At 67.9% G+C, this 24,640-nt stretch carries 23 protein-coding genes and 2 pseudogenes; 11 read left to right on the forward strand and 14 right to left on the reverse strand.

The window, feature by feature from the left end:
- Positions 1 to 103: 103 nt before the first annotated feature.
- The 5 genes from P8T65_RS16805 to P8T65_RS16825 form a co-directional block, all read right to left on the reverse strand.
- Positions 104 to 532, reverse strand: coding sequence for a hypothetical protein (locus P8T65_RS16805; RefSeq protein ID WP_316726153.1), 429 nt, complete (start codon positions 530 to 532; stop codon positions 104 to 106).
- 119 nt (positions 533 to 651) lie between these two features.
- Positions 652 to 1,257, reverse strand: coding sequence for a hypothetical protein (locus tag P8T65_RS16810; protein WP_316726154.1), 606 nt, complete (start codon positions 1,255 to 1,257; stop codon positions 652 to 654).
- Positions 1,258 to 1,342: 85 nt separating this feature from the next.
- The gene (locus P8T65_RS16815; RefSeq protein WP_316726155.1) at positions 1,343 to 1,888 is read right to left on the reverse strand and encodes a hypothetical protein; all 546 of its coding nucleotides are present in this window, start codon (positions 1,886 to 1,888) and stop codon (positions 1,343 to 1,345) included.
- Positions 1,889 to 1,994: 106 nt separating this feature from the next.
- The gene (locus P8T65_RS16820; protein ID WP_316726156.1) at positions 1,995 to 2,846 is read right to left on the reverse strand and encodes a DUF4328 domain-containing protein; all 852 of its coding nucleotides are present in this window, start codon (positions 2,844 to 2,846) and stop codon (positions 1,995 to 1,997) included.
- 246 nt (positions 2,847 to 3,092) lie between these two features.
- Positions 3,093 to 4,745: a glycoside hydrolase family 20 protein gene (locus P8T65_RS16825; protein ID WP_399103121.1), complete on the reverse strand. Its 1,653-nt coding sequence runs from the start codon at positions 4,743 to 4,745 to the stop codon at positions 3,093 to 3,095.
- A gap of 210 nt (positions 4,746 to 4,955) precedes the next feature.
- Here P8T65_RS16825 and P8T65_RS16830 point away from each other — a divergent pair, with 210 nt between their 5' ends.
- From P8T65_RS16830 to P8T65_RS16850, 5 genes are all read left to right on the forward strand, one after another.
- Positions 4,956 to 5,582, forward strand: coding sequence for a 2-oxo-4-hydroxy-4-carboxy-5-ureidoimidazoline decarboxylase (locus tag P8T65_RS16830; RefSeq protein WP_316726157.1), 627 nt, complete (start codon positions 4,956 to 4,958; stop codon positions 5,580 to 5,582).
- A 300-nt stretch (positions 5,583 to 5,882) separates the two neighbouring features.
- The gene (gene sdhC / locus P8T65_RS16835; protein ID WP_078853945.1) at positions 5,883 to 6,263 is read left to right on the forward strand and encodes a succinate dehydrogenase, cytochrome b556 subunit; all 381 of its coding nucleotides are present in this window, start codon (positions 5,883 to 5,885) and stop codon (positions 6,261 to 6,263) included.
- A 5-nt stretch (positions 6,264 to 6,268) separates the two neighbouring features.
- The gene (locus P8T65_RS16840) at positions 6,269 to 6,760 is read left to right on the forward strand and encodes a succinate dehydrogenase hydrophobic membrane anchor subunit (RefSeq protein ID WP_316726158.1); all 492 of its coding nucleotides are present in this window, start codon (positions 6,269 to 6,271) and stop codon (positions 6,758 to 6,760) included.
- Positions 6,761 to 6,783: 23 nt separating this feature from the next.
- On the forward strand, positions 6,784 to 8,538 hold the full coding sequence (gene sdhA, locus P8T65_RS16845) for a succinate dehydrogenase flavoprotein subunit (RefSeq protein ID WP_316726159.1): 1,755 nt from the start codon (positions 6,784 to 6,786) through the stop codon (positions 8,536 to 8,538).
- Entirely contained in the window at positions 8,538 to 9,317 is a 780-nt protein-coding gene (locus P8T65_RS16850) for a succinate dehydrogenase iron-sulfur subunit (protein ID WP_184904368.1), read from the forward strand. Before sdhA ends, P8T65_RS16850 begins: the two co-directional genes overlap by 1 nt.
- Positions 9,318 to 9,522: 205 nt before the next feature.
- Here the strand turns inward: P8T65_RS16850 and P8T65_RS16855 are convergent, their stop codons facing one another.
- From P8T65_RS16855 to P8T65_RS16875, 5 genes are all read right to left on the reverse strand, one after another.
- Positions 9,523 to 9,786, reverse strand: coding sequence for a TM2 domain-containing protein (locus P8T65_RS16855; protein WP_033525300.1), 264 nt, complete (start codon positions 9,784 to 9,786; stop codon positions 9,523 to 9,525).
- A 313-nt stretch (positions 9,787 to 10,099) separates the two neighbouring features.
- A complete protein-coding gene (locus P8T65_RS16860) occupies positions 10,100 to 10,498 on the reverse strand; it encodes a DUF2752 domain-containing protein (protein ID WP_316726160.1) in 399 nt (132 codons plus the stop codon).
- Positions 10,491 to 10,988 carry an NINE protein gene (locus tag P8T65_RS16865; protein WP_316726162.1) on the reverse strand — a complete coding sequence of 166 codons (498 nt, stop codon included), beginning with the start codon at positions 10,986 to 10,988 and terminating at the stop codon, positions 10,491 to 10,493. Before P8T65_RS16865 ends, P8T65_RS16860 begins: the two co-directional genes overlap by 8 nt.
- Before the next feature lie 149 nt (positions 10,989 to 11,137).
- Positions 11,138 to 11,449, reverse strand: coding sequence for a hypothetical protein (locus P8T65_RS16870; RefSeq protein WP_316726163.1), 312 nt, complete (start codon positions 11,447 to 11,449; stop codon positions 11,138 to 11,140).
- Between the two features lie 231 nt (positions 11,450 to 11,680).
- Complete coding sequence (locus tag P8T65_RS16875; RefSeq protein ID WP_399103123.1) at positions 11,681 to 12,406, reverse strand: DsbA family protein; 726 nt, start codon at positions 12,404 to 12,406, stop codon at positions 11,681 to 11,683.
- A 376-nt stretch (positions 12,407 to 12,782) separates the two neighbouring features.
- Between P8T65_RS16875 and P8T65_RS16880 the strand changes: the two genes are divergently transcribed.
- Positions 12,783 to 14,159: an FG-GAP and VCBS repeat-containing protein gene (locus tag P8T65_RS16880; protein WP_316726165.1), complete on the forward strand. Its 1,377-nt coding sequence runs from the start codon at positions 12,783 to 12,785 to the stop codon at positions 14,157 to 14,159.
- A gap of 95 nt (positions 14,160 to 14,254) precedes the next feature.
- Positions 14,255 to 15,058, forward strand: coding sequence for a hypothetical protein (locus P8T65_RS16885; protein WP_316726166.1), 804 nt, complete (start codon positions 14,255 to 14,257; stop codon positions 15,056 to 15,058).
- 91 nt (positions 15,059 to 15,149) lie between these two features.
- On the opposite strand, the gene P8T65_RS16890 is transcribed toward P8T65_RS16885, so the two are convergent.
- Positions 15,150 to 15,602: an ATP-binding protein gene (locus tag P8T65_RS16890; RefSeq protein ID WP_316726167.1), complete on the reverse strand. Its 453-nt coding sequence runs from the start codon at positions 15,600 to 15,602 to the stop codon at positions 15,150 to 15,152.
- A 260-nt stretch (positions 15,603 to 15,862) separates the two neighbouring features.
- On the opposite strand from P8T65_RS16890, the gene P8T65_RS16895 reads away from it, so the two are divergent.
- Positions 15,863 to 16,714 (forward strand): helix-turn-helix transcriptional regulator, encoded by an 852-nt coding sequence (locus P8T65_RS16895; RefSeq protein WP_316726168.1) that lies wholly within the window; start codon positions 15,863 to 15,865, stop codon positions 16,712 to 16,714.
- A gap of 11 nt (positions 16,715 to 16,725) precedes the next feature.
- On the forward strand, positions 16,726 to 16,938 hold the full coding sequence (locus P8T65_RS16900; RefSeq protein ID WP_316726169.1) for a DUF397 domain-containing protein: 213 nt from the start codon (positions 16,726 to 16,728) through the stop codon (positions 16,936 to 16,938).
- Positions 16,939 to 17,455: 517 nt separating this feature from the next.
- On the opposite strand, the gene P8T65_RS47280 is transcribed toward P8T65_RS16900, so the two are convergent.
- The 3 genes and pseudogenes from P8T65_RS47280 to P8T65_RS16920 all read right to left on the reverse strand — a co-directional run.
- Positions 17,456 to 18,121 (reverse strand): transposase, encoded by a 666-nt coding sequence (locus tag P8T65_RS47280; protein ID WP_399099076.1) that lies wholly within the window; start codon positions 18,119 to 18,121, stop codon positions 17,456 to 17,458.
- A 138-nt stretch (positions 18,122 to 18,259) separates the two neighbouring features.
- On the reverse strand, positions 18,260 to 18,775 hold the full coding sequence (locus P8T65_RS16915) for a hypothetical protein (RefSeq protein ID WP_316726170.1): 516 nt from the start codon (positions 18,773 to 18,775) through the stop codon (positions 18,260 to 18,262).
- A gap of 299 nt (positions 18,776 to 19,074) precedes the next feature.
- Positions 19,075 to 22,885: pseudogene (locus tag P8T65_RS16920) on the reverse strand (polymorphic toxin-type HINT domain-containing protein); the annotation flags it as partial.
- On the opposite strand from P8T65_RS16920, the pseudogene P8T65_RS16925 reads away from it, so the two are divergent.
- Positions 22,886 to 24,020, forward strand: a pseudogene (locus tag P8T65_RS16925) (hypothetical protein); the annotation flags it as partial.
- A gap of 158 nt (positions 24,021 to 24,178) precedes the next feature.
- Complete coding sequence (locus P8T65_RS16930) at positions 24,179 to 24,589, forward strand: VOC family protein (RefSeq protein WP_316726171.1); 411 nt, start codon at positions 24,179 to 24,181, stop codon at positions 24,587 to 24,589.
- Positions 24,590 to 24,640: the final 51 nt, after the last annotated feature.

The raw sequence follows: 24,640 nt of genomic DNA on the forward strand, positions 1-24,640 counted from the left end.
TACGGCCATTCAGGGGCGAAAAGCACGGGGCGAAGCCCCTGCTTTTCAGGGGCGCGGGGAACTGCGCGAGAAGCCCCACGCACCCACAGCCGAAAACCCGCCCTCACCCGGAGGGCATCGCATCGTGGCACAGCAGCCGCAGCGACCCGTCCCCCGTGTAGCACCGGCGGGCCTCGTCGAAGGGGTCCCAGAAGCGGCCGTCCCAGGTGCGGACCCAGTAGCCGCCGTCCGACTCGACCCACTCACCGCCGGCCCACCGCACGACGACCTCACCGCCGTACGCCCCGAAACCCCGCAACGCCCCCTCCACGGCGGCGTACGGCGCTCCCTCCCGGCGGATCTCCTCGATCATCCGGTCCACCCGCCACAGGCTCTGCGTCGAGTAGTCGAGGCGCACCCGCGCCCCTTCCCGCATCATCGCCACCGCGTCGGCGGCCCACCGAAGGGGCTTCGCCGCGCTGCCGGGCCGGTTCCCGCGGCTCCCCGGTGCGCCGGAGGAACCGACCGAACTGAATGTCTGCTGTGCGCTCACACTCCGGAAAGCGCCCGCCCGGCACGAGACGTTTCGCGATTTCGGCCTGTCCCCGACACCGGTGCAGGACCGCCACACGCGGCCCCAGGACACCCACAGGACCCGCCAGGAAACGAGGTTTACCGCCGCGCCCCTCGCGTACGCCGTGACACGACCGCCCGCAGCACCCGCCGCCCCTCCGTGGCGACACCGAGCGCCTGCCGCAGCCCCGCCGCGCCGTGCTGGGCGAGCAGTTCCAACACCGCGATCTGACGACGCAGTTCGGCGGCGACGAGATGGGACGTGCCCTCGGTACGGCCCTCCCGGCACGCCGCCACGGAGTCGGCGCCCCCGGCGTCCAGCGGGTCGAGCAGTTGATGGATCCGCAGCGCGGAGACGGAGCACATCTCCGCCCACTCCCGCAGCCCCTCACCGGACCGCTCCCCGGGAACCGCGTCGAGCATCCGGCGGGCGAGCAGGACGACTTCCTCGCCCCCGACACCACTGCCGTCACCTTCACCGCCCGCGTCGGAGCCGGGGTCGGAGGGGTCCGGTGGCGCCAGTTCGCCGCGTATCTTCGCGACTCGCTCTCCCCACTCCTCCCCCTCGTCCACCAGACCCGCCCACAGCGGACGCAGGATCTCGTCGTCACCCCCGAGAAGCGGTACGCAACGGTCCAAACAAGCCAACCCGCCGGCCGCCAGACCACGTTCGTCGGCCTGGGCCAACAGCTCCACCAGGCTCATCGCGCCTCCCCTAAATCCTGCTCGACCGTGCCCCCGTTATACGGAGCCCACACTTCCCCTTACTGCGTGCGACGACCCGGGAGTGTCACAGAGGGACGACCCCGAGCCGGTCGAGCAACCGGAAGAGAATGTTTTCAGCCAGGGGGTCCGCCGGTCCAGGTTCCGAGGTCAACACCTCGACCAGGGAACGCTCGACGACGACCCGTCCCGCCTCCGCGGCCCAGGCGACGGCGCGTTCGGCGGCGTCGCGCGGTTCGAGGAAGTAGTCCTCGACCGTGAGCCCCTGGCCGTCCCCCAGATAGGCGGCCATGGCCCGCCGCGCGAGACACGTCGTCCACGCCCCGCTCTCCGGTGCCGCCGCCTCGACGACCACGCAGTCGCTGTCCATGACATAGCCGAACAGCGCGGGCGCGCCGGTCTCCCGGGCGAGCGTGTTCATGTTGCCGACATCGCCGGTGCTCCCGGAACCCCCGGCAGCCTCGGCACCCGGCGCGCCCGTCGGGTACGCCCAGATCTGCCAGCCGTCGTCCGCCGTCACGCACAGCGTCAAGGCCTCGGCCTCGGCCAGCGCGTCCAGCTCCGCGAGCGGCCGCTCGCTTCTGCCCACGACGTAGTACCCCCAGTACCCCATACCGGGAATAGACCACACCCGTACGGCGGTTCGCTCCCGGAATCGGGCAATCCGCCCGGGTCCCCCTGGACAGCCGCGAAGGAGGACAGGTTCACGGAGGACAGGTTCAGAGGGCGGCCACAGGCTCGGGCTCCGCACGCGACCCGGTCCGCGCCTTGTCGTCCTGCATACGGGTGAGGGCGAGGACGAAGAAGACGGCGAACACGGCGGTGGGGATCTCGAAAGCGTCCGCGAACAGCACACGTTCGGTGGCCGTCCGCAGTTCCTCCGCCGTCTCCGCCCGGCGCAGGGCCAGGCCACTCACCTGGTTCGCCACACCGCTGATGATCCACATCGTCCACCAGGCGTTGACGAGGGCGTGCGACCGCGGCTTCGTGGACGGGCTGCTGGCGTCCCAGCCGTCCAGGGCGATCCGGCGTGGGTACCAGAGGTTCACGATCGGCACGATCCAGCCCGCTATGGCCCAGCCCCGCTTCTTCTGGTGCCCGAAAGGCTCGAACACCTCCGCGTTGACCCGCACCCGGTGGAACCAGATCAGGAAGACGACGACGGTGACGAGATAGGCGAGCATCTGCGCGCTTCCGGTCAGACCGGAGAGCCGGTCGGCCCGGTCCGCGTCCGCGTCGATACTGAACCCGTACTCTCCGTCCGTCATCCTTCCCAGCACGTCGAGCATCACGAGATCCGCCCACACCGCGACCAGGTCGGTCACGGCGACCACTCCGAGCAGGATCGCCACCGCACGCCCCAGCCCCACCGGCGACCGCAGCCACGCGGGGCCGTGCGGGGACTGGATCGGCAGAGCCGTGTGGGCGGGGAGCCCCGGCGCCGCCGGATGCGGAACGGCGGCGTGCGCGGGCGTGGGCGCCGACGCGGGGTGCAGATCCGCCGCCTCGCACTGCCGGCACAGCTCACCGCCGGGTGCCGCCGCATAGGTCGCGCAGCGCGCACAGTTCATCGTGGAGCCCCCCGTGTGATCGGACGCCCGTACTCGGACGCCCATGACCGGTGATGGTGATCGGTGATCGAGATCGGATGATCGGAACAGACCGAACGGCGGTCCTCCCCAGACCCTCACGCTCGGCAATCGAACAGGCGGAACATACGGTTCACCCGCGCTGCCCGTCCACCTCTTTCCCTTTCCGTGACGCCGATCGTCGCGCGGGCCGGTGCCGGGCGGCACGCGGCCCGCGCCGCCCGGGACTCAGCTCACCTGTCCCGCCAGCTCCCGGAACTGCGCCCAGGTCAGGCCCGGTTTCCCCGGGTCCCACAGCTTCTGCGAGAGCGCCCGCAGCGGCATCCGGACGCCCGCCGCGACCTGCGCCTCGGTCTGCCGGTTCGCGAGGTCGCACCAGACGGCGAAGGAGCCGCCGAGGATCTGGTCGTCGTACTGGGCGGGCACGGCGGTGGTGCCGCGCAGCACCCGGGGGGTCCAGGACTCGTAGATGCGCTGCCCGGTCGGGTAGACGAACTGGTTGGGCTCGCCGAGGACGTAGTACAGGTACTCGTCGTTGTAATTGATCACCTGTCGCCCGGCGCTCAGGTATTCGATCGGCGGCCGGGCCCCGATCTCCTTGCCCGTCCAGTACGCGACCTGGATGGCCTTGTCCGCCTGGACCGAGCCGCCCCGGAAGAACCCGTCGTTCCAGGCCCGGACGGTCCGGTCGTGTCCGCGCATCACCTTGGCACGGTCGTTCAGCCAGCCGGTGGCGAGGTCGGCGACGGTCGCACCGGCGCCGTACTTCTGCCGCGCGGCGGCGGCCAGCTGCGGGTACGAGGCCTCGGGGTCGGAGGCCATCAGCGCCCGGTACTCGTCGGCGCCCAGGTGCCAGTACGCGCCGTCGAACAGGTCGGCGTACTCGTCGAGCAGTTCGTCCACGACCTCGGCGGACCGGGGATTGGAGATGTCGACGGCACCGCTCGCGGCGACGCCCTGCGCGTTCTTCAGCTGGAGCCCCGGATTGCCCGCGATCACGGCACCCAGATGTCCGGGTGAGTCGATCTCCGGTACGACCGTGATGTGCCGGCTCTCCGCGAGGTCCAGGATCCTCCGCACCTGGGCCTTGGTGAGGTGCTGCTGCGACACCACCTCGGGGTGGCTCGTGGACTCGATCCGGAACCCCTGGTCGTCGGAGAAGTGCAGGCCGAGCTGGTTGTACTTCAGGTCGCCCAGCTCACGGATGCGGTCCTCGATCCAGCCCGCCGTGAAGTGCTTGCGCGCGATGTCGAGCATGAACCCGCGCTGCGGTTTGGCCGGCTCGTCCCGGACGACGCCCTCCTGCGCCGTACCGCCGCCGCGCACCTCCTGCTTCAGGGTGCGCGTGCCGTAGAAGACCCCCGCCTCGGCGGGCGCGGCGATCCGCACGCGTCCGTCCTTCACAGTGAGGGTGTACGCCTCCGACCTCGGCGCGTCGGCCTCGGTGAGCGCCAGTTCCACGTCCCCGGCCCGGGGCCGGGCCTCCCCGGCGTACGCCAGCCCCAGCTCCCCGGCGGTCAGCCGTCCCTCGTCGGCCAGCGCGGCGTTCCGTACGACGACGCGGCCCCCGTCGGCGGGCTTCCAGCCGGGGCCGCGCGCGGCCTCGTGCTGCCGTACGGCGGGGATGGTCCGCGGCTTCGTCGACAGGGGGTAGGTGCGCGACGGCGAGGGGGACACGGAGGGCGTGGTCCCGGCGGCGCTCACGGACGACCCCTGCGGCGACGGCCCGGAGCCGCTGGGCGTGCCCGTCCCGCCGCCCGGCCACACGGTCACGGCCACGGCGACCGCACCGCCCGCCAGCACCACTCCCGTGCCCAGGAGCAACCCTTTCGACGTGATCGCGGTCTTCCTGCGGGGTGCCCTGCGCCGGCCTCGGTTCACGACAGGCCCCCGGTCTCCGTGCCCGTCCTCGTCCCGCTCGCCGTCCACGACATCTCACACACCTCTCGCCACGCGCTTTCCCCCGGCCTCACTCCCGACTCTCCGCCGAGTCCCCTTCTCGAACCTACGACGTCTCACCGCCCAAACCGTCCACCACAGGTTCCGAAACTCTCCCGTCCGGGTGAATTTCGGGCATCGAACGGACAGCCCATGAACCGCCTCGATAACGTGGTGGCACCTTTCGCACAGCCTGCCCAGCCGCCCCCTACGCACCGCCGAGGACCCACGCTGCCTCCGCACCGTCTTCCACGCCTCCCCGGCCAGGTCGCCGTCCCGGAGCAGGCCCACACTCCCGGCCCCTCGGCCCTGGAGCGGTTCAACCACGCCCCCGCCGAGACCGCCCGGCAGACCCTGCTCGCCTGCCTGCGCAGCCTGCGCTGGGCGCACCGCCTCACCGACCACCGGCCCTACCCGGACCTGTGCGCCCTGCTCGCCGCGTCCGACGAGGCCGCGTACGACCTCACACCGGCGGACCTGGCGGAGGCCCTGGCGGGCGAGACCCTGCCCGCCCTGCCCGACGACACCTACGGGGTCGCCCACACCGCGCTCAACGCCGCGCACGCGGCGTACGAGGCCCGCTTCGGCCATGTCTTCGTCATCGCCCTGGACACCACCCACCCGGACGAACTCCTCGACCGCACCCTGGAGGGCATCCGCTCCCGCCTCTCGAACGACCCGGAGGAGGAGCGCGTGGTGGTGGCCGAGGAACTACGCCGCCTGGCAAGAACCCGCCTGACCACCCACATCAGCCCCACGAACACCTGCCCGGTGCCGTAGACCGCGGGAAACCGCGCCTCATCGGGTGCGCAGAGAACTGCTCTTTTCAGGGGGGCGGGGAACCGCGCGAACAACCCCCACCCACCCGCACCCGGAATCCGAACCCGCACGCACCCCGCCCCACCCGGTACTAACCCTTACGTGCGCCTTTGTATGCCAGTTTGATCACACCAACCCTCCCGGCTTAAGCCAAGTGCAACGACGTCGCTACCATGGCCGGGGCCGGTGGACCGTACCCGGCCGGGTCAGACCGACAAGCAAGCCGGCCGGCCCCAATCCCCGCTCCCGGAGGGTTCTTCCGTGCCGGCTGGAACGCTGTACCGCGGCCGGGAAGGAATGTGGTCCTGGGTGGCTCATCGAGTCACCGGCGTCCTCATCTTCTTCTTCCTGTTCGTACACGTGCTGGACACCGCTCTCGTCCGCGTCTCCCCCGACGCCTACGACAAGGTCGTGGCCACGTACAAGACGCCGATCGTCGCGCTGCTGGAGTACGGCCTCGTCGCCGCCGTCCTCTTCCACGCGCTCAACGGTCTTCGGGTCATCGCCGTCGACTTCTGGTCCAACGGCCCCCGTCACCAGAAGACGATGCTGTGGTCCGTCGTCGGCATCTGGCTCGTGCTGATGATCGGGGCCCTGTACCCCGTCCTCGGCCACGCCGTCCGTGAAGTCTTCGGGAGCTGAGGCAGATGTCCGCCACTGAAACCACCGCCTCCGGCATCGGCCCCGTCGAGGGCGCCGGGGACCTGTCGGGCTACAGCCCCGACAACCCGGCCCCCGTCATCGAGCCGCCCCGCAAGCGCACCAAGAAGACCCCCAGGTCGACCCGCGGCAACTTCGAGATGGTCGCGTGGCTCTTCATGCGTCTGTCCGGCATCGTCCTGGTCGTCCTGGTCATCGGCCACCTGCTGATCCAGCTCGTCCTCGACGGCGGCGTCTCCAAGATCGGCTTCGCGTTCGTCGCGGGCCGCTGGGCCTCGCCGTTCTGGCAGACCTGGGACCTGCTGATGCTGTGGCTCGCGATGCTGCACGGCGCGAACGGCCTGCGTACCGTCATCAACGACTACGCGGAGCGCCCGAACACCCGGCTGTGGCTCAAGGGCCTGCTCTACACCGCCACGGTGTTCACCATCCTGCTGGGCACGCTGGTGATCTTCACCTTCGACCCGAACATCCGCTAGGCACGGGGCTGAGGCAACCGATCATGAAGATCCACAAGTACGACACCGTCATCGTCGGCGCCGGCGGCGCCGGTATGCGCGCGGCCATCGAGTCCACGCAGCGCAGCCGCACCGCCGTGCTGACCAAGCTGTACCCCACCCGCTCCCACACGGGCGCCGCGCAGGGCGGCATGGCCGCCGCGCTCGCCAACGTGGAGGAGGACAACTGGGAGTGGCACACCTTCGACACGGTCAAGGGCGGTGACTACCTGGTCGACCAGGACGCCGCCGAGATCCTGGCGAAGGAGGCCATCGACTCCGTCCTCGACCTGGAGAAGATGGGCCTGCCGTTCAACCGGACGCCCAACGGGACGATCGACCAGCGCCGCTTCGGCGGTCACAGCCGCAACCACGGTGAGGCACCGGTCCGCCGGTCCTGCTACGCGGCCGACCGCACCGGCCACATGATCCTCCAGACGCTCTACCAGAACTGCGTCAAGCACGGCGTGGAGTTCTTCAACGAGTTCTACGTCCTGGACCAGCTGATCACCGAGGTCGACGGCGTCAAGAAGTCGGCCGGTGTCGTGGCGTACGAGCTGGCGACCGGCGAGATCCACATCTTCCAGGCGAAGGCCGTGATCTACGCGTCCGGCGGCTGCGGCAAGTTCTTCAAGGTGACGTCCAACGCGCACACCCTGACCGGTGACGGCCAGGCCGCCGTCTACCGTCGCGGGCTGCCGCTGGAGGACATGGAGTTCTTCCAGTTCCACCCGACCGGCATCTGGCGCATGGGCATCCTGCTGACGGAGGGCGCCCGCGGTGAGGGCGGCATCCTCCGCAACAAGGACGGCGAGCGCTTCATGGAGAAGTACGCGCCGGTCATGAAGGACCTCGCGTCCCGTGACGTCGTGTCCCGCTCCATCTACACGGAGATCCGTGAGGGCCGCGGCTGCGGTCCCGAGGGCGACCACGTCTACCTCGACCTCACGCACCTCCCGCCGGAGCAGCTGGACGCCAAGCTCCCGGACATCACCGAGTTCGCGCGCACCTACCTCGGTATCGAGCCCTACACGGACCCGATCCCGATCCAGCCGACCGCGCACTACGCCATGGGCGGCATCCCGACGAACGTCGAGGGTGAGGTCCTCAGCGACAACACCACCGTCGTCCCCGGTCTGTACGCCGCCGGTGAGGTCGCCTGCGTCTCCGTGCACGGCGCCAACCGTCTCGGCACCAACTCGCTGCTCGACATCAACGTGTTCGGGCGCCGGGCGGGCATCGCGGCCGCCGAGTACGCCCAGAAGGCGGACTTCGTCGAGCTGCCGGAGAACCCGGAGTCCCTGGTCGTCGAGCAGATCGAGCGGCTGCGCTCCTCCACGGGCAACGAGCGCGTGGCGGAGCTGCGGCGCGAGCTGCAGGAGACCATGGACGCCAACGTCATGGTGTTCCGCACCGAGCAGACGATCAAGACGGCCGTCGAGAAGATCGCCGAGCTGCGCACGCGCTACAAGAACGTGGCGATCCAGGACAAGGGCCGCCGGTTCAACACCGACCTGCTGGAGGCCGTCGAGCTGGGCAACCTGCTCGACCTGGCCGAGGTCATGGCCGTCTCCGCGCTGGCCCGCAAGGAGTCCCGCGGTGGTCACTACCGCGAGGACTACCCCAACCGCGACGACGTCAACTTCATGCGTCACACCATGGCGTACCGCGAGGTCGGCGACGACGGCTCCGAGACCGTCCGCCTCGACTACAAGCCGGTCGTCCAGACCCGCTACCAGCCGATGGAGCGTAAGTACTGATGGCAACTCCGACTCTGGACAAGGCGGACGCGGCAGGCAGCCCCGAGCCCGGCTTCGCCAACTCCCCGTACATCACGGTCACGTTCCGCGTGCGCCGCTTCAACCCCGAGGTCGCGGCCGAGGCGGTCTGGGAAGATTTCCAGCTGGAGATCGACCCCAAGGAGCGCGTCCTCGACGGTCTGCACAAGATCAAGTGGGACGTGGACGGCACGCTGACGTTCCGCCGTTCCTGCGCCCACGGCATCTGCGGGTCGGACGCCATGCGGATCAACGGCAAGAACCGTCTGGCCTGCAAGACGCTGATCAAGGACATCAACCCCGAGAAGCCGATCACGATCGAGCCCATCAAGGGCCTCACGGTCCTCAAGGACCTGGTCGTGGACATGGAGCCGTTCTTCCAGGCGTACCGGGACGTGATGCCCTTCCTGATCACGAAGGACACCAACGAGCCGACGCGTGAGCGGTTCCAGACCGCCGAGGACCGTGAGCGCTTCGACGACACCACGAAGTGCATCCTCTGCGCCGCGTGCACGTCCTCGTGCCCGGTGTTCTGGAACGACGGCCAGTACTTCGGTCCGGCCGCGATCGTCAACGCCCACCGCTTCATCTTCGACTCGCGCGACGAGGCCGGCGAGCAGCGGCTGGAGATCCTCAACGACCGTGACGGCGTGTGGCGTTGCCGTACGACGTTCAACTGCACGGACGCCTGCCCGCGCGGTATCGAGGTCACCAAGGCGATCCAGGAGGTGAAGCGGGCGCTCATCACGCGCCGCTTCTGATCCCGTCGCGGCAACGGCCGCGGCAACGCGTGAGGAAGGCCCGCAGGATCACCTGCGGGCCTTCCTCATGCTCGGGGCGTGCGCGGCGGGCATGCGACCCGGGGCTGCCCACGCACGAGGGCCCCGTCCCCGCGCGGAGCCTTGGGGGAAGCTCCGGGGTGGACGAGGCCCTTCGGTCGATCACCTGAACGGCGATCCTCCGCACTCAGCCGCGCAGGACACGACCCTGCGAGTCGGTGCGGTCGTTGCTCGTGAGGAACAGGATGCCGTCGATCAGGGACCAGAAGCCCAGACCACCGCAGGTGAGGAGCTGGGCGACGCCCACGCCGACGGAACCGACGTAGAAACGACCGATGCCGAGCGTGCCGAGGAAGAGCTGCAGAATGCCGGCGACGATCTTCGACTTGTCGGAGTACGGGCGACCCTGCGGGTCGTGGCCGAAGGGAGCGTCAGGGGTGGGGACGGTCATGGAAGTAACTCCTGGATTACTGACTGAGATACCGAAGCGGACTGCTCCGGGAGCGATCACAGGAGGAAAGGCGTGGCAGAGAACCTGCTGCGTTCGGGCACGGCGAACACCGGCCAGCGATCGAGCACGACGTAATCCCCCGTCATCCCCCCTGTAGCTGTTGCAGCGTAATGAGACGTGAGGGGCGGATGGGAGTGGATCCGGGCGATCGTTCCGATTCCGTGATCCGATTCCAGCCAACTTGCGACAACTGAGCAACATAAAGCGGGCGTAAGGGATTTACGGGGGTCGCGCGGGCTCAGTACGGGTCGACTCAGTACAGGTTGCGGACGATCGTCCACGTCACGGCGATGCCCAGGATCAGGGCCTGGGTGCGCGGCCTCAGTTCGGGGCGCCAGCGGCGGCCGCGCAGCCCCTCGACGAACCAACGGCCGAGCAGGACCAGGGCGAAGGGCGCGGCGAGCAGCAGCACCCGGTTGTCGTGCCAGGCCGCGGTGAACTGGCCGTGCATCAGGTCGTACACCATGCGGGTGCCGCCGCAGGCGGGGCAGAGCAGCCCGGTGACGTAGCGGAACGGGCACTGGGGCAGCAGATGGCCGGGCTCGTGCGGGTTGGTGCCGTAGACGTACGCGGCGCCCGCCAGCCCGGCGGCGGCCACCGCGAGGGGAGCCGCCGCCGGATGCCGGAGGGTGGTGAGGCCGCGCTCAGCCACGCAGGACACGTCCGTTGGAGTCCGTGGTGTTGCTGCTGGTGAGCAGGATGATGCCGTCGACCAGCGCCCAGATGCCGAGGCCGCCGCAGGTGAGGAGCTGTGCGACGCCGAGACCGACGTGACCGATGTAGAAGCGGCCGACGCCGAAGGAGCCCAGGAACAGCGAGAGGACGCCCGCGACGATCTTCGACTTGTCGGAGTACGGGCGGCCGTACGGGTCGTACCCGTACGGGGCGTTGGGGTCGCCCGTGTACGCGCCGCCCGGCGTCGGGGGCACCTGGTAACCGCCCTGGGGGTAACCGCCCTGCTGCGGGTAGCCGCCCTGCGCGGGGTAGCCGTAGCCGGGCTGGCCCGCGCCCGGCTGCTGGTAGCCGCCCTGCGGAGCCCCGTACGGGCCGGCGCTCGGCTGGCCGGGGGCGGCGTTCGGGTACCCGTATCCGGGCTGCGGCGGCTGCGGGGGCTGAGCGGGCTGCTGAGGCTGCTCGGTCACGGTACTGACTCCTGCGTGTTGTTTGCTTGAGCGGCTGAAAACTCTATGGGCTGTCCGTCATATTGCAGGAGGCAAGGGCCCGGAGAGAAGTTGTTACTTCGGCCGGTCCCGCCCCGACTCCCGCATGTGGGCGGAGTCACAGCCCCTGATCACAGTTGGCTGAGGATCGTCGGGTCCGTGATCTCCGTGTCCTTGGCGAGCAGCATCGCCTTGCTGAGGATGACAGCGAGCATACGGTCGCCCTCGAAGGGGAGATAGCCGGTCTGCGGGGTTCCGTTCCCGTCGGTGACGGTCGACTTGGGAACGATGCACAGATAGCGGTCGTTCGGGGGCATCAGGATACTGCCGGAGCCAAGATGGATCCGGTACGTGTACAGCTTGCCCTCGACCTGGAGGAACCGCCCGTCGAACGTGCACCGGTCGGCGATCGCGAGCCGGGGGACGCGCCGCTCCAGCAGCACCCGACGGGTCTCGGCAACGCTGGCCCGAAGGCTGGCCCGGACGCTGGTCCGAACGCTCGGCCGATGCCAGGAGTACGACGACCCGACGCCGGATCAGCTCCCGCACCGTCATCCGCTCCTCGGCGAGTTCGACCGCCCGGCCGTCGCCCCGCACCCCACTCGCCGTCTCTTCGACGAACGTCACCGTTGCCACGGCAGGACAGCAGGGGGCCGCACTGACAGGACCGACACTCAGTCCATGTCCTCCGACATGGGCTCGTACTCCTCCCACGCCTCCGGGTCCTTCTCCACGGCGCCGAGCAGCCGGTCGAACGCGACCTCGTCGTAAAGGATCCCGGAGTACTCCTCGCTGACCCGGTTCCCGTTGATCACGGCGGTGGGTGTGCCGGGTCCGCGCGGGTCGGAGCCCGCCTGCTCGTAGGCCTTCTCGGACCTGGTCACGAAGTCGCGGTACTTCATGGTCTTGACGGCGGAGTCGAACGCCGGAACACGCAACCCCTCCACCTCGGAGGCGAGTTCGAGCAGATACGCATCGGTGAAGCCGTCGACGATCTCCTCCGGCTGGTTCTCGTAGAGCACGGCGTGGTACTCGGCGAACTTGCCCTCCTCCAGCGCGGCGCGCAGGGCGTTGACGGCCTTCTTCGAGCCGCTGCCCCCCACTCTGTCGTCCAGGAAGGAGGCGAGGGTGTACTCGGTCACCACCGTGCGCCGCAGCGTCCGGTCACGCGCGGCCGGACCTCCGCCGGTCTGCTCGTACTCCTCGCAGTAGGGGCAGCGCGGGTCCTCGTAGAGACGGAGGGTGACCGGCGCGTGCGGATCCCCGACACGGATCGTCGTACCGTCGGCATCCAGCTCCTCGGGCAGCTCCCCCAGGCTTTCGTACGCCGGCTTCCGCTCCACCGAGGTGGCACGCTCACCGCATCCACCGAGCAGCAGCCCCAGCACCACGACCACCACGGCCGTCACCCGTCTTCTCCGCGCACCCACCATCGAGAACGCCCCTCCCCCACTCGCGGACGGGCCGGATCACAGCCTGCGCGGCTCCCCTCCCTCAGCACCCGTCGTCCTCGCCCGGAACACCCACGGGCCTGGCATGTCCGCGTACTGTACGACGTCCGGCGCTGCCCCGGCACTCGGAAAAAGACCTCTCCCGTCCCGTACAACCCTCGCGACCCTCAACAAGTCTTCTCCTTAAGCCTGTTCGGCGCGTCAGCGAAAGTCCGTTCGCCTCGCGATCGCAGCGCGGCCGCGTGCACAAATGTGCGGATATCCGGGCAGGGCACCCCTACCAGCGCGGGGCCCCAGCGGGCCCCGCGCCCACCGCAGGAGACGCATGTTCACGCGCAGGAACACCCGCCTGGTTCTCGCGACGGCCGCGGCCGTGTCGCTGACCGGCGGACTGCTCGGCCTCTCGACCGGCACCGCGAGCGCCGCCCCCGCGAAGTACGCCGACGATTTCAACGGCGACGGGTACCGGGACTACGCGACCACCGACTGGGGGTCGTTCACGGTGACGTACGGGACGGCGACCGGCCCCGGCACCAAGACCAAGACGTTCACGCAGAACAGCGCGGGTGTGCCGGGGAAGTCCGGCGACGCGGGCGGCTACGGCGACGGATTCGGTGAGGACCTCGCCGCCGCCGACCTCAACCGTGACGGCTACGCCGATCTGGCGGTCGCCGACCGCAGCGAGAAGGTGAGCGGGAAGGTCAGCGCGGGCGCGGTCACCATCATGTGGGGCGCCAAGTCCGGTCTCGGGACCAAGGCGACCAGGCTCCCCCTCAAGGCCAAGTCCCATCTCAGCTTCGGCAATGAGCTCGAGACCGGCGACTTCGACGGCGACGGCAAGGCGGACCTGGCGGTCGCCGACGGCATCGACACCGTCCACATCTACCGGGGTGGTTTCACCAAGACCGGCAAGACGGGAAAGGTCACCCGGCACACCCGCTCGAACCACGCCCGCACCCTGGAACCCACGGGGCTCGTCGCCGGGAAGGTCACCAGGGACAAGGCCACCGACCTGTACGTCCTCGGCCAGGGCTACCGCAAGAACAAGATGACCCAGGACGCCTGGTTGCTGCGCGGCGGCAAGACGGTCAGGTGGAGCGACAAGCTGGTCGCGATCAACAACACGGAGCCGGACTACGACCCGACCGGCGTCATCGCGGACTTCGACAAGGACGGCTACGGCGACCTTGCGGTCGGCGACACGTCGTACAACAAGGGCGCCGGCTCGGTGGTCGTCGTGCGCGGTGGGAAGAGCGACCCGACCACCAAGTACCGCCTCACCCAGGCCACTTCCGGCGTCGCCACGGCCGCGACGAAGAGCGACGGCTTCGGGTACGAGCTCTCCGCCGGCGACACGAACCGCGACGGCTACGCGGACCTCGCGGTGGGCGTTCCCGGGGAGAAGATCGGCTCGGCAAAGGACGCGGGCGGCTTTCACATCCTGCGCGGCGGCAGGAAGGGCTTGTCCGGCACCGGCTCCCAGTGGTTCAGCCGGACGACGGCGGGAGTGCCGGGCAACCCCGAGGAGTACGGGATGTTCGGCTCCGCCATCCGCCTGCGCGATCTCGACGGCGATGGCGACAAGGACCTCCTGGCCGGCAGCGTGAACCGCGCGACGAGCCTGCATTTCCGAGCGGGCGCGTCCGGGATCACGAGCGACATCGTGACGGAGCTGAGCCTGACCCCGACCTTCCCGCAGTAGGACTACTGGTCCGGCGCGCGCGTGGGGCGTTGCCGCTTGGCTGGATTGCATCCAACTCCCGTGACGGATGGGGCGGTTGATCACACACTGCCTCCATGACCAACCTGAGGAAAGCCGCGGCCGCACTGTCGGCCGCGGCCGCGATCCTGATCGCGACACCCCCCACGGCCTCGGCAACGCCCGCCCCGCACGCCCCCTCCAGCCACACGTACGGCGGCACGCTCGTCCGGGAGAACTTCGACCGCCTCCCCCTCGGCCCGGTGACACGGGGCCGAGGCTGGACCACCGACACCTCCGACGGCACCCTGACCGTCGCCCCCAGCACCACCGGCCACGGCCGTGAACTCCGCGTCCACACCGAGGGCAACGGCCGCGCCTTCATGGTCCTGTCCGACCTCGCCCCGCGCGGCAACAGCTTCTGGGCCCGTGTGCGGCTGCGCGTGACCGAGTTCCCGATCGCTCCGGACTGGGCCCACTGGACCCTCGCGGAGGCCTCCGGCCACGACTCCCCCACCCTGGTCCGCCCCCTCGGCGGCCAGTACGCCCCCACCGACAAGGGCAACTTCTGGGGCGTCGGCTCGGACCTCGGCCCGACGGGTGACTGGACGGCGTGGAAGACCACCTCGCCGGCCGTAGCGGGGAAGTGGCAGTGCGCGGAGTTCCACCTGGACGCCACCGACAACCGCGTCACGGTCTACTTGAACGGCGTGCCCCAGCCTGACCTGACCGTCTCCACGAAGAACCACGGCGGCACGCCGGACGACTTCACCTTCCCCACCTTCGACAAACTGAAGCTGGGCTGGCAGCTGTACCAGGCGAACCCGGCCCCGGCGACGTTCGAAATGAGGATGGACGACATCGCGGTGAGCACACGACGGGTGGGCGGCTGCGCGGACTGACCAAGGGGGCCGCACACCACGCTTCTGCTGTTCTCGAAGCCAAGGCTCCCGAGGGGGTCGCTCGTTCTCTCCGAACGGGCGGCCCCCTCGCCTATACGCCCGGGAAACGCCACTCCGCCCACACCTCCTTGCCACCGCCGCCACGGCGCCCGTTGACCACGAGGTAATGCCCCCATTCGTCGGCGCACGCCCTGGACAGCCACAGACCCCGCCCGCTCTCGGCATCGAGCCCCGGCCTTGGCCTCTCGCGCGGCAGACACGGGTTGTTGTCCCACACGCTCAACCGCAGCCGCCCGTCGGCGCGCAGGAGCCGTACGGCGACCGAATGCTTCGTATGAGCAAGGGAGTTCGTGACCAGCTCGGAGGCGACGAGTTGAGCGTTGCCGAGAACGGTCGGGCCAGCCTCGTAGGAGGTGAGCACCGCTCGCACGTGAGCGCGAACGATACGGGGGCCAAGGGGCGAGTGGGGGATCCGGAGGGCGTACTCCCAGTCGTTGGTGAGCGGGGTGTCTGCGAAGGATGCGCTGAGGGCGAGATCGGCCATGGAGGCAACTCCTCTGTGAGGTACGGCGAGGGTCGATGACGTGCACGGAGGGGCCACAAGCAGGCCGAGACGGACAGATCAGCGTGTGACGTGGGCGGTGGCTCTGCCGCCTACGCGGCGCTGTGCGCGGGCAAGGCGGTGCACTTCCTGAAAACCAACGTCACGTTGAGTAGCAGTTGCGATACTGAAGATAGAGGTTGGGAGTAGGGTTACTACCTACTACGGATAACCATTACTCCAACGAGTGAAGGGCGGGCAGCATGCCGCCAAGGGCAGCAGCGACGGAACGACAGCAGCGTCTTGGTGCTGAGCTGCGCAAACTACGGCAACGTGCCGGTCTGAATTCCCGCGAGGCAGGCGAGTTGCTCAACGTCAACTCGGCGCGCATCAGCTCCATCGAAGCCGGGCGCTTCGGGGTCAGCGCGGATCGGGTCCGCATGTTCGCCCACAGCTACGGCTGTTCGGACGACACATACATCGAGGCCTTGGCGGCCATGACCGCAGGCCGGGCCCGGAACTGGTGGGACGAGTACCGCGAGACCCTCCCTTCCGGCCTGCTCGATCTGGCCGAGCTAGAACACCACGCGAAGGCGATCCGCACCGCCCAAGTTGCGCACATCCCAGGCCTGTTCCAGACCGTCGACTACGCGCGCCTGGTCTTCCGGCAGTCCATCCCGCAGCTGTCCCCGCCAGAAATCGAGTACCGCGTCTCCCACCGCATCAAGCGCCAGGGCATCCTTTTCGCGGCCAACCCGACCCCATACACCGCGGTCATCCACGAGGCAGCTCTACGCATGCGGTTCGGTGACCGCGACGTGACGCGTGGACAGTTGGAGCAGGTCATGGAAATGAGCGAGCTGAACCATGTGACCGTGCTGGCCATCCCGTACACCGCCGGCATCTTCCCCGGCGCCGGACAGACCGTCCTGTACGCCGATGGTCCGGTCCCTCAACTGGACACCGTGCAACTCGACGCCGAACATGGGTCCGTGTTCCTCCACGCCGACCTCCAGCTGGAGAAGTACCGCACCTTCATGACCCGCTTCGAGGCGGTCGCCCTCAAGGAGTCCGCCTCCCGAGACCTGATCCGCGAGATCATCAACGACCTCTGAAAGGCTCCGAAGTGCCCACCCTCCACTGGCAGAAGTCGTCCTACAGCAGCGAGGGAAACAACTGCCTCGAACTGGCCACCAGCAACGACGGAACCATCCACCTCCGCGAATCTGACGCCCCCACGGTCGCGCTAGCCTTCCAACCCAGGGAACTCAGCGCCTTGCTGCGCACAACACGGCAAGGAATATCCCCCGACCGCACACGACCAGTCGTGCCGTTCTGACTCATCCATCGACAACAACGCGACTGTAGCCGTTGCTCTCCCAAGACAGCCCGTTCGAATTCCGCTACTGCAGAAGTATCCTCATTCGCCGTGCGATATCAGCCACCCTCTGGCGAACTTGATCATCGTTCGGCAGATCCGGCATGCCGATGCCAGCTGAATCATAGCCATGTGCGACATAGAAGAGATCTGTCGCCGCCTGATACTGCTCGCCAGACGGATACGACCCGCCGCACCCCTTGTACAGAGGAAGACAGACAAGAGAGAACTCCGAAGGAGAAATCCTCCCTTCGGAAACGGCCTTCGCAAGCACAAGGAACGGCTCCAAAGTCGCCATCTACAGCTTCCCTTGCATGGCCAGATACCAGAACTGGCAATATCCATCTAGACATGGCGCCCGGTATTGAGATCCACGTAGTGTCGGGCACACGTACCGCGCTATTTTCGCGTAATCTGAACGTTCCCAGGATCTTTGACGAAGCCTACCAAAGCGTTCACGAATGCCTGCTTACTCGCCTTACTGACCGCTTCCCCCGGCGCACACGACCACTACAACCGCCGACGGGACGCCGGCGACCACTACCGCGCGGCCCTCCGGCATCTGTTCAACCGTATGCTCGGCCAGCTCGACCACTGTCTGACCAATCGCCAGAAGTTCGACGAAGCGATCGCCTTCAACACCTCCGCCCCAGCTCCACTCTCGGCAGCTGCTTGACCCGAAAGCTGCATGGGGTGTCTTGTCGACGCAGAGTTCGACCGGGCGGCGCCGACTGGGTCGGCCCCGGGAACGGATAGCGGGTATGCCACGGAGCAACGGCTTGAGGGCGAGGCCGTCGTGCATGTTCGCGCCTGACACGACGACGGCGAGAGGGAGACCCTGGGTCTCGGACAGCACGTGCAGCTTGCTGCCCTTCTTGCCGCGGTCGACCGAGTTCGGCCCGGTCAGCGAACCCCCCCTTTCGCCCGCACCGACGCGGCATCCACGATCACCGAGGTCCAGTCGATCTCGCCCCGGGTGCCGAGTTCGCCCGGTCAACACATACACCACCGCCGTGAACACGGCACGCTCGCCCAGCGGCGCGGTCCCGCCGCCCTGCGGACGGGAGTTGAACGACGGCAGCAACGGGGCGTCCAGTTCCCACAGACCGTCAGGAACCAGCCGCTGCGACAGATCGGCACTCACGGAGAGACATCATGCCGCAGCTCATACCGTCACCAGGTGAGACAATCTCTTACTTGCCCAAGACTCGGCCTGCCAAGATGAAGTGAATAGACTCTCCAAGGAGAGCCTTGAACAGCCGATTCTAGCGCCACCAACATGTCATTTACCGCTCATGGATGACGATTGCAGCACCGTACATTCAGAATTCCACGAGGGAAGATCACGACACACCTGATCTAGATCATTCCCTGGGTAGCTCGGTGGCGCTTCAGAGATCCCGTGGACCTCGAGAAGATAGAATTCCATACATTCTCCACCGAAAGAAAGATCACCGTCAGGGAAAAACTGAAAGTCCAGACGCAATCCGCCATCAACGACATGAGAAGGCCTACTGGAAATCACCGAGAATGCCATCAGCTTCTGCCGCTGCGGCGATCCGCTCCACTGAAACGATCGCAGCCCGCGGACCACGAGAAGGGCGGAATTGCCTGTTGGATAGTACGACGCTGTACGCATTTCGAAGAGCAGCGCCGCACGATTCACAGTCGGGCACACTCTACAATCCAGAAGCTGCGCATCCTCCAGGGCGTCCGGCTCCTTCAGTGGGTCCCAGCCGACGGACTCAGCAGCCGGACGATAATACTGCGAGGTGAAGATATTATCCATTAAGATCATGGGATCGGAATATGCTAGAAGGGATCGGACTTGACAACGGTCTTTCCGGTAATGGGATTAATGATTTGCCCTCCTTCGTTGAGATAGCTCACATAGCCGTTTGGGTACGAATGCGGCCCACTGGTCACCGGATTCATGACGCGCACGTATCTGGTGCTCTTGTGGTAGCCAGCAGCCGCGGCTTCGGCTGGCTTGATGTCATAGAACCACCCCTTCAGGTTATTGGCCGTCGCCAGGGCCTTGCGGCCCTGGGGAAGCCAGAGGGTAACGCCCTGGGGCCCAGACATGCTGGCGAACTGGCACCGGCTGTTGTGGACCAGCACTGGAGTGTTGCCCGCCAGCACATAGAACGTATGCAGGTCGTCGACAGTGAGGTTGTACGTCCGGGCATGGCGCGTGTAGGCGCGGTTCCCGGTGACGATGACCGTGTCGTCTTCGTCAGTGAGCAGGGTCACGCCCGGCTCAAGGTCGCCGGCTTCGATCCAGTCGTTCTCTGATGGCGACCAGAAGGGGTGCTCGTAGGTTGCTGTGAGCTGTTCTACGCCGCCTTCCGTGGCGATGGAGAGTTCGTTAAAGTACTTGTCGTCCTCTGTGACGATGAGGTGAGTGACTTCACGCGCTCCTGCCTCACCAGTCTCCGGGTCCCTGGCCTGAACCTTGTCGCCGAGTCCGACATCCTCGATGTCCTTAGTGGTGCCGTCGGCCATGAGGACGTCGGTGCCCGCGAGGAAGCACTGCGTGCAGCCTCCGAATTTTCGGGCGCCCGCACCGATCAAACGGCCGGTGCCCGCCCCCGCGGCCATGACGCCTTCGTCCCCGAGCTCCATCGTCCGAGCCCAGACGCGAGCATCCGCCTGACATTTTTTCAGATTCTCTACGCAGTAGTTGGCGGCGATTTCCTTCGCGCCGGCCGCATCATCCGGGTGGTCGAGGGAGTAGGCGTACGCCGCGTTGCAGGCCAGGCGGCCAAAGCAGACTGTTTCCGGAGTACCGAACACATTGGTCTTCGGATACCAGTACTCAGAGCTGTTGGCGAGCTTGTTGCTTCCATGGGCGTAGTACTGGCTGGCCACCTGGCGCGCGTCGTTCGATCTCGGAGTATGTGCCCTTATCCATTGCTCGTCCGGGGTTCTACTCGGCTCGCCGACCCCACCCCCTCCCTGAGAAGCTCCCCTGACGGGCACCCACATACTCCTTCTTGGTTCCGTTGGTGCCCGTTCCGCCGATCGGATATCCCTTGCCGCAGGTCAGGCACAGACCCGTGGGATCGGACTTGGAAACCGGACTGTTGTTGGAGTACGCGTAGCCGTTCATCTGCAGCGGGTCCGCGATGTCGATGATCGGGTCCGCCGAGATGAAGCGGCCCGAGTCCTGGTCGTACTCACGGGCGCCGATGTGGGTCAGGCCCGTGGCCGTGTCGTCGATACCGACGCCGATGTAGCCGCGCTTGTTGGGCCACGACGCCGGTCTCGGGCCGCGGAGTTCGCCGTACGGCTTGGCGGCTCGGCGGGTGACCGCCTGGCCGCTCGCCAGCGCCACCGCCGTGTTCGCCGTGCCCAGATGCTCTGCGAGGAGGGCCGAGAGCTGGTGCCCCGTCGTCGCGCCGCTGGTTGCGGTGCGGGTCACGACCGGGGCGCCGGGCGGGGCGTAGGACCGGGACGCGCGGGTCACCGCACCGGCACTGCTCGTCGTCACCTCCGTCTCGCCCAGGTACAGCGTCGATCCGGAGGGAGAGTTCTCCAGGAGGCGGTTGCCGCTGGCGTCGTACACGTACGTCGTCTTCTTGCCGCCGACCGTGATCGTGTCGAGCTTGTTCTCCGAGGTCCAATTCAGGTCTTGCGGCCCAGCGGCCAGGTCACGGACCGTCGTGTTGCCGACCGCGTCATACGTATACGTGCTGCCCTGCCCCGCCAGGCTGGAGCCGATCGACGTCATCGTGTGCGGTTGCTTCGGGTTGTAGCCGTACGTGAACGTGACGTTCTTGGTCGCGTCCGTCGGGTCGGCCTCCGTCAGCGTCGCCCGGTTGCCAAGCCAGTCGAAGGTGAAGGACTGGTGGTAGGCGGTGGCGCCGGTGCTGACCGTGTTCGCCGCCGGGGCCGTGGACGCCAGCGTCGACTTCAGCGAGGTGTCCGGGGCGGACGCGTCGGTCGCCGCGTCCGGAGCGTCGGCCACCGGACCCGACGAGGCCGCGTAGTCCGTCCGCGGGCCCCACGTCGTCCCGTCCGCCGACTTGCAGCCCGAACCGTTACCGGCGGGCGTGATGTTCGATGTCCAGGCGTTGACCAGCTCGCCCATCACGTCGTACGTGAAGCACTGGGTGTCCCAGGTGTCGCCCGAAGCATCCGACAGCTGACGGGCGTTCGACGTGATGAGGCCGGACTTGTCGTACGCGTAGTAGCTGTTCGAGATACGGTGCGGGCCGGCCGTCTCACGGTCCGCGACCGTGCGCTGGAGTCGTCCGGTGTACGGGTCGACGAAGTTGGTCGTCCAGACGCGGTTCGGCTGGGAGCCGGACACCGTGCGAAGGGGTTCGCCGTACGGGGAGTAGGTGACGTCGGACGTGTACCAGGCGAGACCCGACGTCGACTCCGTCAGGCCGTCGCTGTTGTAGCGGGTGACGACCTTCTCCTGGGCCAGTCCGCCCACGAACGGCAGCGTGACCGTCTGCGGCGTTCCGGTCGGCGTGTACGTGTACGTGTACTTGTACGCGTACGTGCCCGAGACCCCCGTCGTCATGATGTTGGCTGGGATCACCGTCTCGGTACCCGTCGGACGGTACTCGGTGTCGTAACCCGTGACACGGCTGATGTAGTCGCCGTTCGCGGTGTGCCTGGTCGAGGCGACCGGCTGTCCGAGTGCGCCTGGCAGGGAGTCGTACCTGAACGACTTGACCGGCGTGCCGGTCTCGGAGTTCTCGCGGACGAACTTGATCCGGCCCAGTTCGTCGTACTCCGTGTAGGTCGTCCGCTCCTTCGCGTCCTTGACCTTGTACGGTCGGTCGGCCTCGTCGTACCAGGTCTCCGTCTTGCCCACGTCCGGGTCGGTCGTGGAGACGACGCGGCCGCGGGCGTCGTACGTGTACGTCCACTCGTTGCCGGCGGGATCCTTGACGCTGGTGCGCTGACCACGGGCGTCGTACGCGTAGGTGGTCGTGCGTCCGACAGTCGTGCTGTCGTCCTTGTAGTGGACGATCGAGGTGACTCGGCCGAGGGCGTCCGTGTGTGTTCGGGTCCGCGGCGACGTCGAACCGGCCGGGTCGACGTAGGTGCTGGTGTCGCCGTACTGCGTCTTGGTCGCGTGCACCACCTTCTCGTCGTGGTACTTCGACTCGCTCACCGGCCGTTCGAGGCCGTCGTACCGGAACTTGACCCGGCTCGGAACGAGCGACTTCGACTTGGGGGCGAAGAGTTCGGCGGTCGGCTCGTTCTTCGCGAGGTAGGCGCCGGTCTGCTCGTCGACCAGGCCGTGATCGTCGTACGTGGTGTCCGTGACGACGCGGCCGGGACCGTGTGCCTCCGCCTGGGTCTGGACCTGGCGCATCAGGCCGTCGTAGATCGCCACCTGACGGCTGTAGGTGCCGTCGTCCTTCAGCGCCTTGGTGGTGACGGTGGCGGGACGGGACTCGTTCGAGGTGGCGATCGCCGGCTGGTACTCGATCTCGACGTTCGGTGACTTGCCACCGGAGGAGCGGGACGGGGACCAGCCCTTCACGAATCGCCCGAGTGCGTCGTACTCGTTCCGGATGACCCGGCCGTTGGCGTCGGTGACCGTGAGAGCCAGGCTGCGGCCCGGGTCGAAGGTCGTGGTGACGGCATGTCCCTTGGCGTTGATCGCCTTCACGGATGTGACGGGGCCACCCGTGTCCCCGGGGGTGTACTGCATCTCCGTCGTACCCGCGCCCGGCTTCGCGACGGTACGGACCCGGCCCAGCGGGTCGTACGTCGTCTTCGTGACGACCGAGTACGAGGTGCCGGCGCCGTCCACACCGGCGGCGGCCGTCACCAGCCCCTTCGTCGGGGCGTCACCGTACGACTGGTTGTCGTAGGTGGTGCGGGTCGCGCTGATCAGCTTCGTGGCCGGGTCGGCGATGTCGTGGGCCGCGCAAGTGGTGTGCGCTACGAATACGGGTTCAGCGCGCCCAGCTACCCCTTCCACCTGGACCGGAAGGCCGGTACCGCGACCACGGTCAGCGGGACGCTGACGAATGCCAAGCCGCCCACCGCCGGTCCGAACGTTCTGTACGTGCGGACCGTGGACAGCGCGGGCAACGTGTCACAGCCCACGAAGTACTTCTTCTACGTCAGCCCTCGCGACCAGGCCGACTCACCCGGCGACTTCACCGGGGACAAGCTCCCGGACCTGATGGTCGTCACCGACGCGGGCAATCTGGCCCTCTACCCCTCCCAGGCCACCGACGACCTCACCAAGGGCTCCGGCGACCTGGACTACTCGATGGCCGGCGCCTACCGCTCCAACCCGGACAAGGATCCGAACGGCGACGACCTGCCGCCGTACGTCGCCGCGCCCTCCGGTCACTTCAAGGGCGCTCTGATCACCCACAACGGGGGACATCTACGGCGGTGACGGCCTTCAGGACCTGGTGGTGCGCGTCGGTGGCAAGCTCTGGGTGTACCCCGGCGACGGCTACGGCGCCGTCAACATCGACAAGCGCGTGGAGATCCTGCTGCCCGAGGGGGCCCCGAGCCCCGCCTCGCTGACGCAGATCGTGTCCACGGGTGACGCCACCGGCGACGGCCGTACCGACTTCTTCGCCACCGCGGGCGACGAACTCTGGGCCCTCACCGGCTACCACGGCGCCACCATCGACCAGGCCACCCGCCTGGCGGCGTCCACCTGGACCGAACGCGACATCGTCACCGTCCTGGACATCACCGGCGACGGAGTGACGGACATGGTGTACCGCACGGACGTCCATGCCCAGCTCAAGCTCCGCAAGGGCAAGGCGGCGAGCGGCGGCGGCACCGACCTGGACTCCCTGTCCTCCGGCGCCGACTCCTCCGGCGGCACCGACCTCGAGTACGGGTCCGCCGGCTGGTCCAGCGCCAACATCCCGCTGCTGATCGGGACCCCGGACGCGAACGGGGACACCATTCCTGACATCTGGACGGTGCGTTCGGACGGTTCGGTCCGCTTCTACGCCGGCGGCAAGGCCGTCTTGGCGGGCTCGGGTACGGAGATCGTGGCTCCCGCGAGCTACTGGAAGACCCGGATCGCCATCGGCTGACCGGAGCGGGAGTGGGGAGGGGGCCGGCCGCGGACAGCCGCGGTTCGGCCCCTTTGCCTTGCCCCTTGCCATGTCCCCCTGTTCCCGCCGTCCCCCGACCGCGCAGGCGCGTGCTGTCGCTCCCGCAGTCACATCGGCCGACACCCTAATCTGACGACATGTCAGACAAAGAGTCATACGAGCTACTCGGTTTCGACAACGTCCTCCTCCCCGTCGGCGACCTCGCCGAGGCCGTCTCCCTCTATGAGCGGGCCGGCTTCGAGCTCGGCTTTCGGCTGGACGAGGCCGGGATCGCGGGGCTGAAGGTCGGCAAGGAGACGCCCGGACTGCTGCTACGGGTGGAGAAGGAGTTGCGGCAGCGGCCGCCCGCGTGGGCGTCCGCGCGGGTGTGGCTGGAGGTGCCCGACGCGCGGGCTGCCGCGCGGGCCCTCGCGGCGGCGGGTGTGCCGCCGCTCGACGCCCCCTTCTCCGTCGCCACCGGATGGACCGTCGAGTTCGCGGATCCCTGGGGGAACGTCATCGGCCTCACGGACTACAGCAAGCGGCCGGAGCTCGCCCGCGCCGGATGATCGATCGGCCGTCCGCCCGTTCACCCCACCGACGGTTGAACGTGTTCAAAA

The organism is Streptomyces sp. 11x1, from assembly GCF_032598905.1.
Classification (GTDB): Bacteria; Actinomycetota; Actinomycetes; order Streptomycetales; family Streptomycetaceae; genus Streptomyces.

Excerpts from the sequence above, each read along its gene's own strand:
- P8T65_RS16810 (WP_316726154.1), bottom strand. The coding sequence starts at position 1,257 with ATGAGCCTGGTGGAGCTGTTGGCCCAGGCCGACGAACGTGGTCTGGCG.
- P8T65_RS16930 (WP_316726171.1), top strand. The coding sequence starts at position 24,179 with ATGTCAGACAAAGAGTCATACGAGCTACTCGGTTTCGACAACGTCCTC.
- P8T65_RS16850 (WP_184904368.1), top strand. The coding sequence starts at position 8,538 with ATGGCAACTCCGACTCTGGACAAGGCGGACGCGGCAGGCAGCCCCGAG.
- P8T65_RS16895 (WP_316726168.1), top strand. The coding sequence starts at position 15,863 with ATGCCGCCAAGGGCAGCAGCGACGGAACGACAGCAGCGTCTTGGTGCT.
- P8T65_RS16885 (WP_316726166.1), top strand. The coding sequence starts at position 14,255 with ATGACCAACCTGAGGAAAGCCGCGGCCGCACTGTCGGCCGCGGCCGCG.
- P8T65_RS16840 (WP_316726158.1), top strand. The coding sequence starts at position 6,269 with ATGTCCGCCACTGAAACCACCGCCTCCGGCATCGGCCCCGTCGAGGGC.
- sdhA (WP_316726159.1), top strand. The coding sequence starts at position 6,784 with ATGAAGATCCACAAGTACGACACCGTCATCGTCGGCGCCGGCGGCGCC.
- P8T65_RS16855 (WP_033525300.1), bottom strand. The coding sequence starts at position 9,786 with ATGACCGTCCCCACCCCTGACGCTCCCTTCGGCCACGACCCGCAGGGT.
- P8T65_RS16915 (WP_316726170.1), bottom strand. The coding sequence starts at position 18,775 with ATGATCTTAATGGATAATATCTTCACCTCGCAGTATTATCGTCCGGCT.
- P8T65_RS16815 (WP_316726155.1), bottom strand. The coding sequence starts at position 1,888 with ATGGGGTACTGGGGGTACTACGTCGTGGGCAGAAGCGAGCGGCCGCTC.
- P8T65_RS16830 (WP_316726157.1), top strand. The coding sequence starts at position 4,956 with ATGAACCGCCTCGATAACGTGGTGGCACCTTTCGCACAGCCTGCCCAG.
- P8T65_RS16880 (WP_316726165.1), top strand. The coding sequence starts at position 12,783 with ATGTTCACGCGCAGGAACACCCGCCTGGTTCTCGCGACGGCCGCGGCC.
- P8T65_RS16890 (WP_316726167.1), bottom strand. The coding sequence starts at position 15,602 with ATGGCCGATCTCGCCCTCAGCGCATCCTTCGCAGACACCCCGCTCACC.
- P8T65_RS16820 (WP_316726156.1), bottom strand. The coding sequence starts at position 2,846 with ATGAACTGTGCGCGCTGCGCGACCTATGCGGCGGCACCCGGCGGTGAG.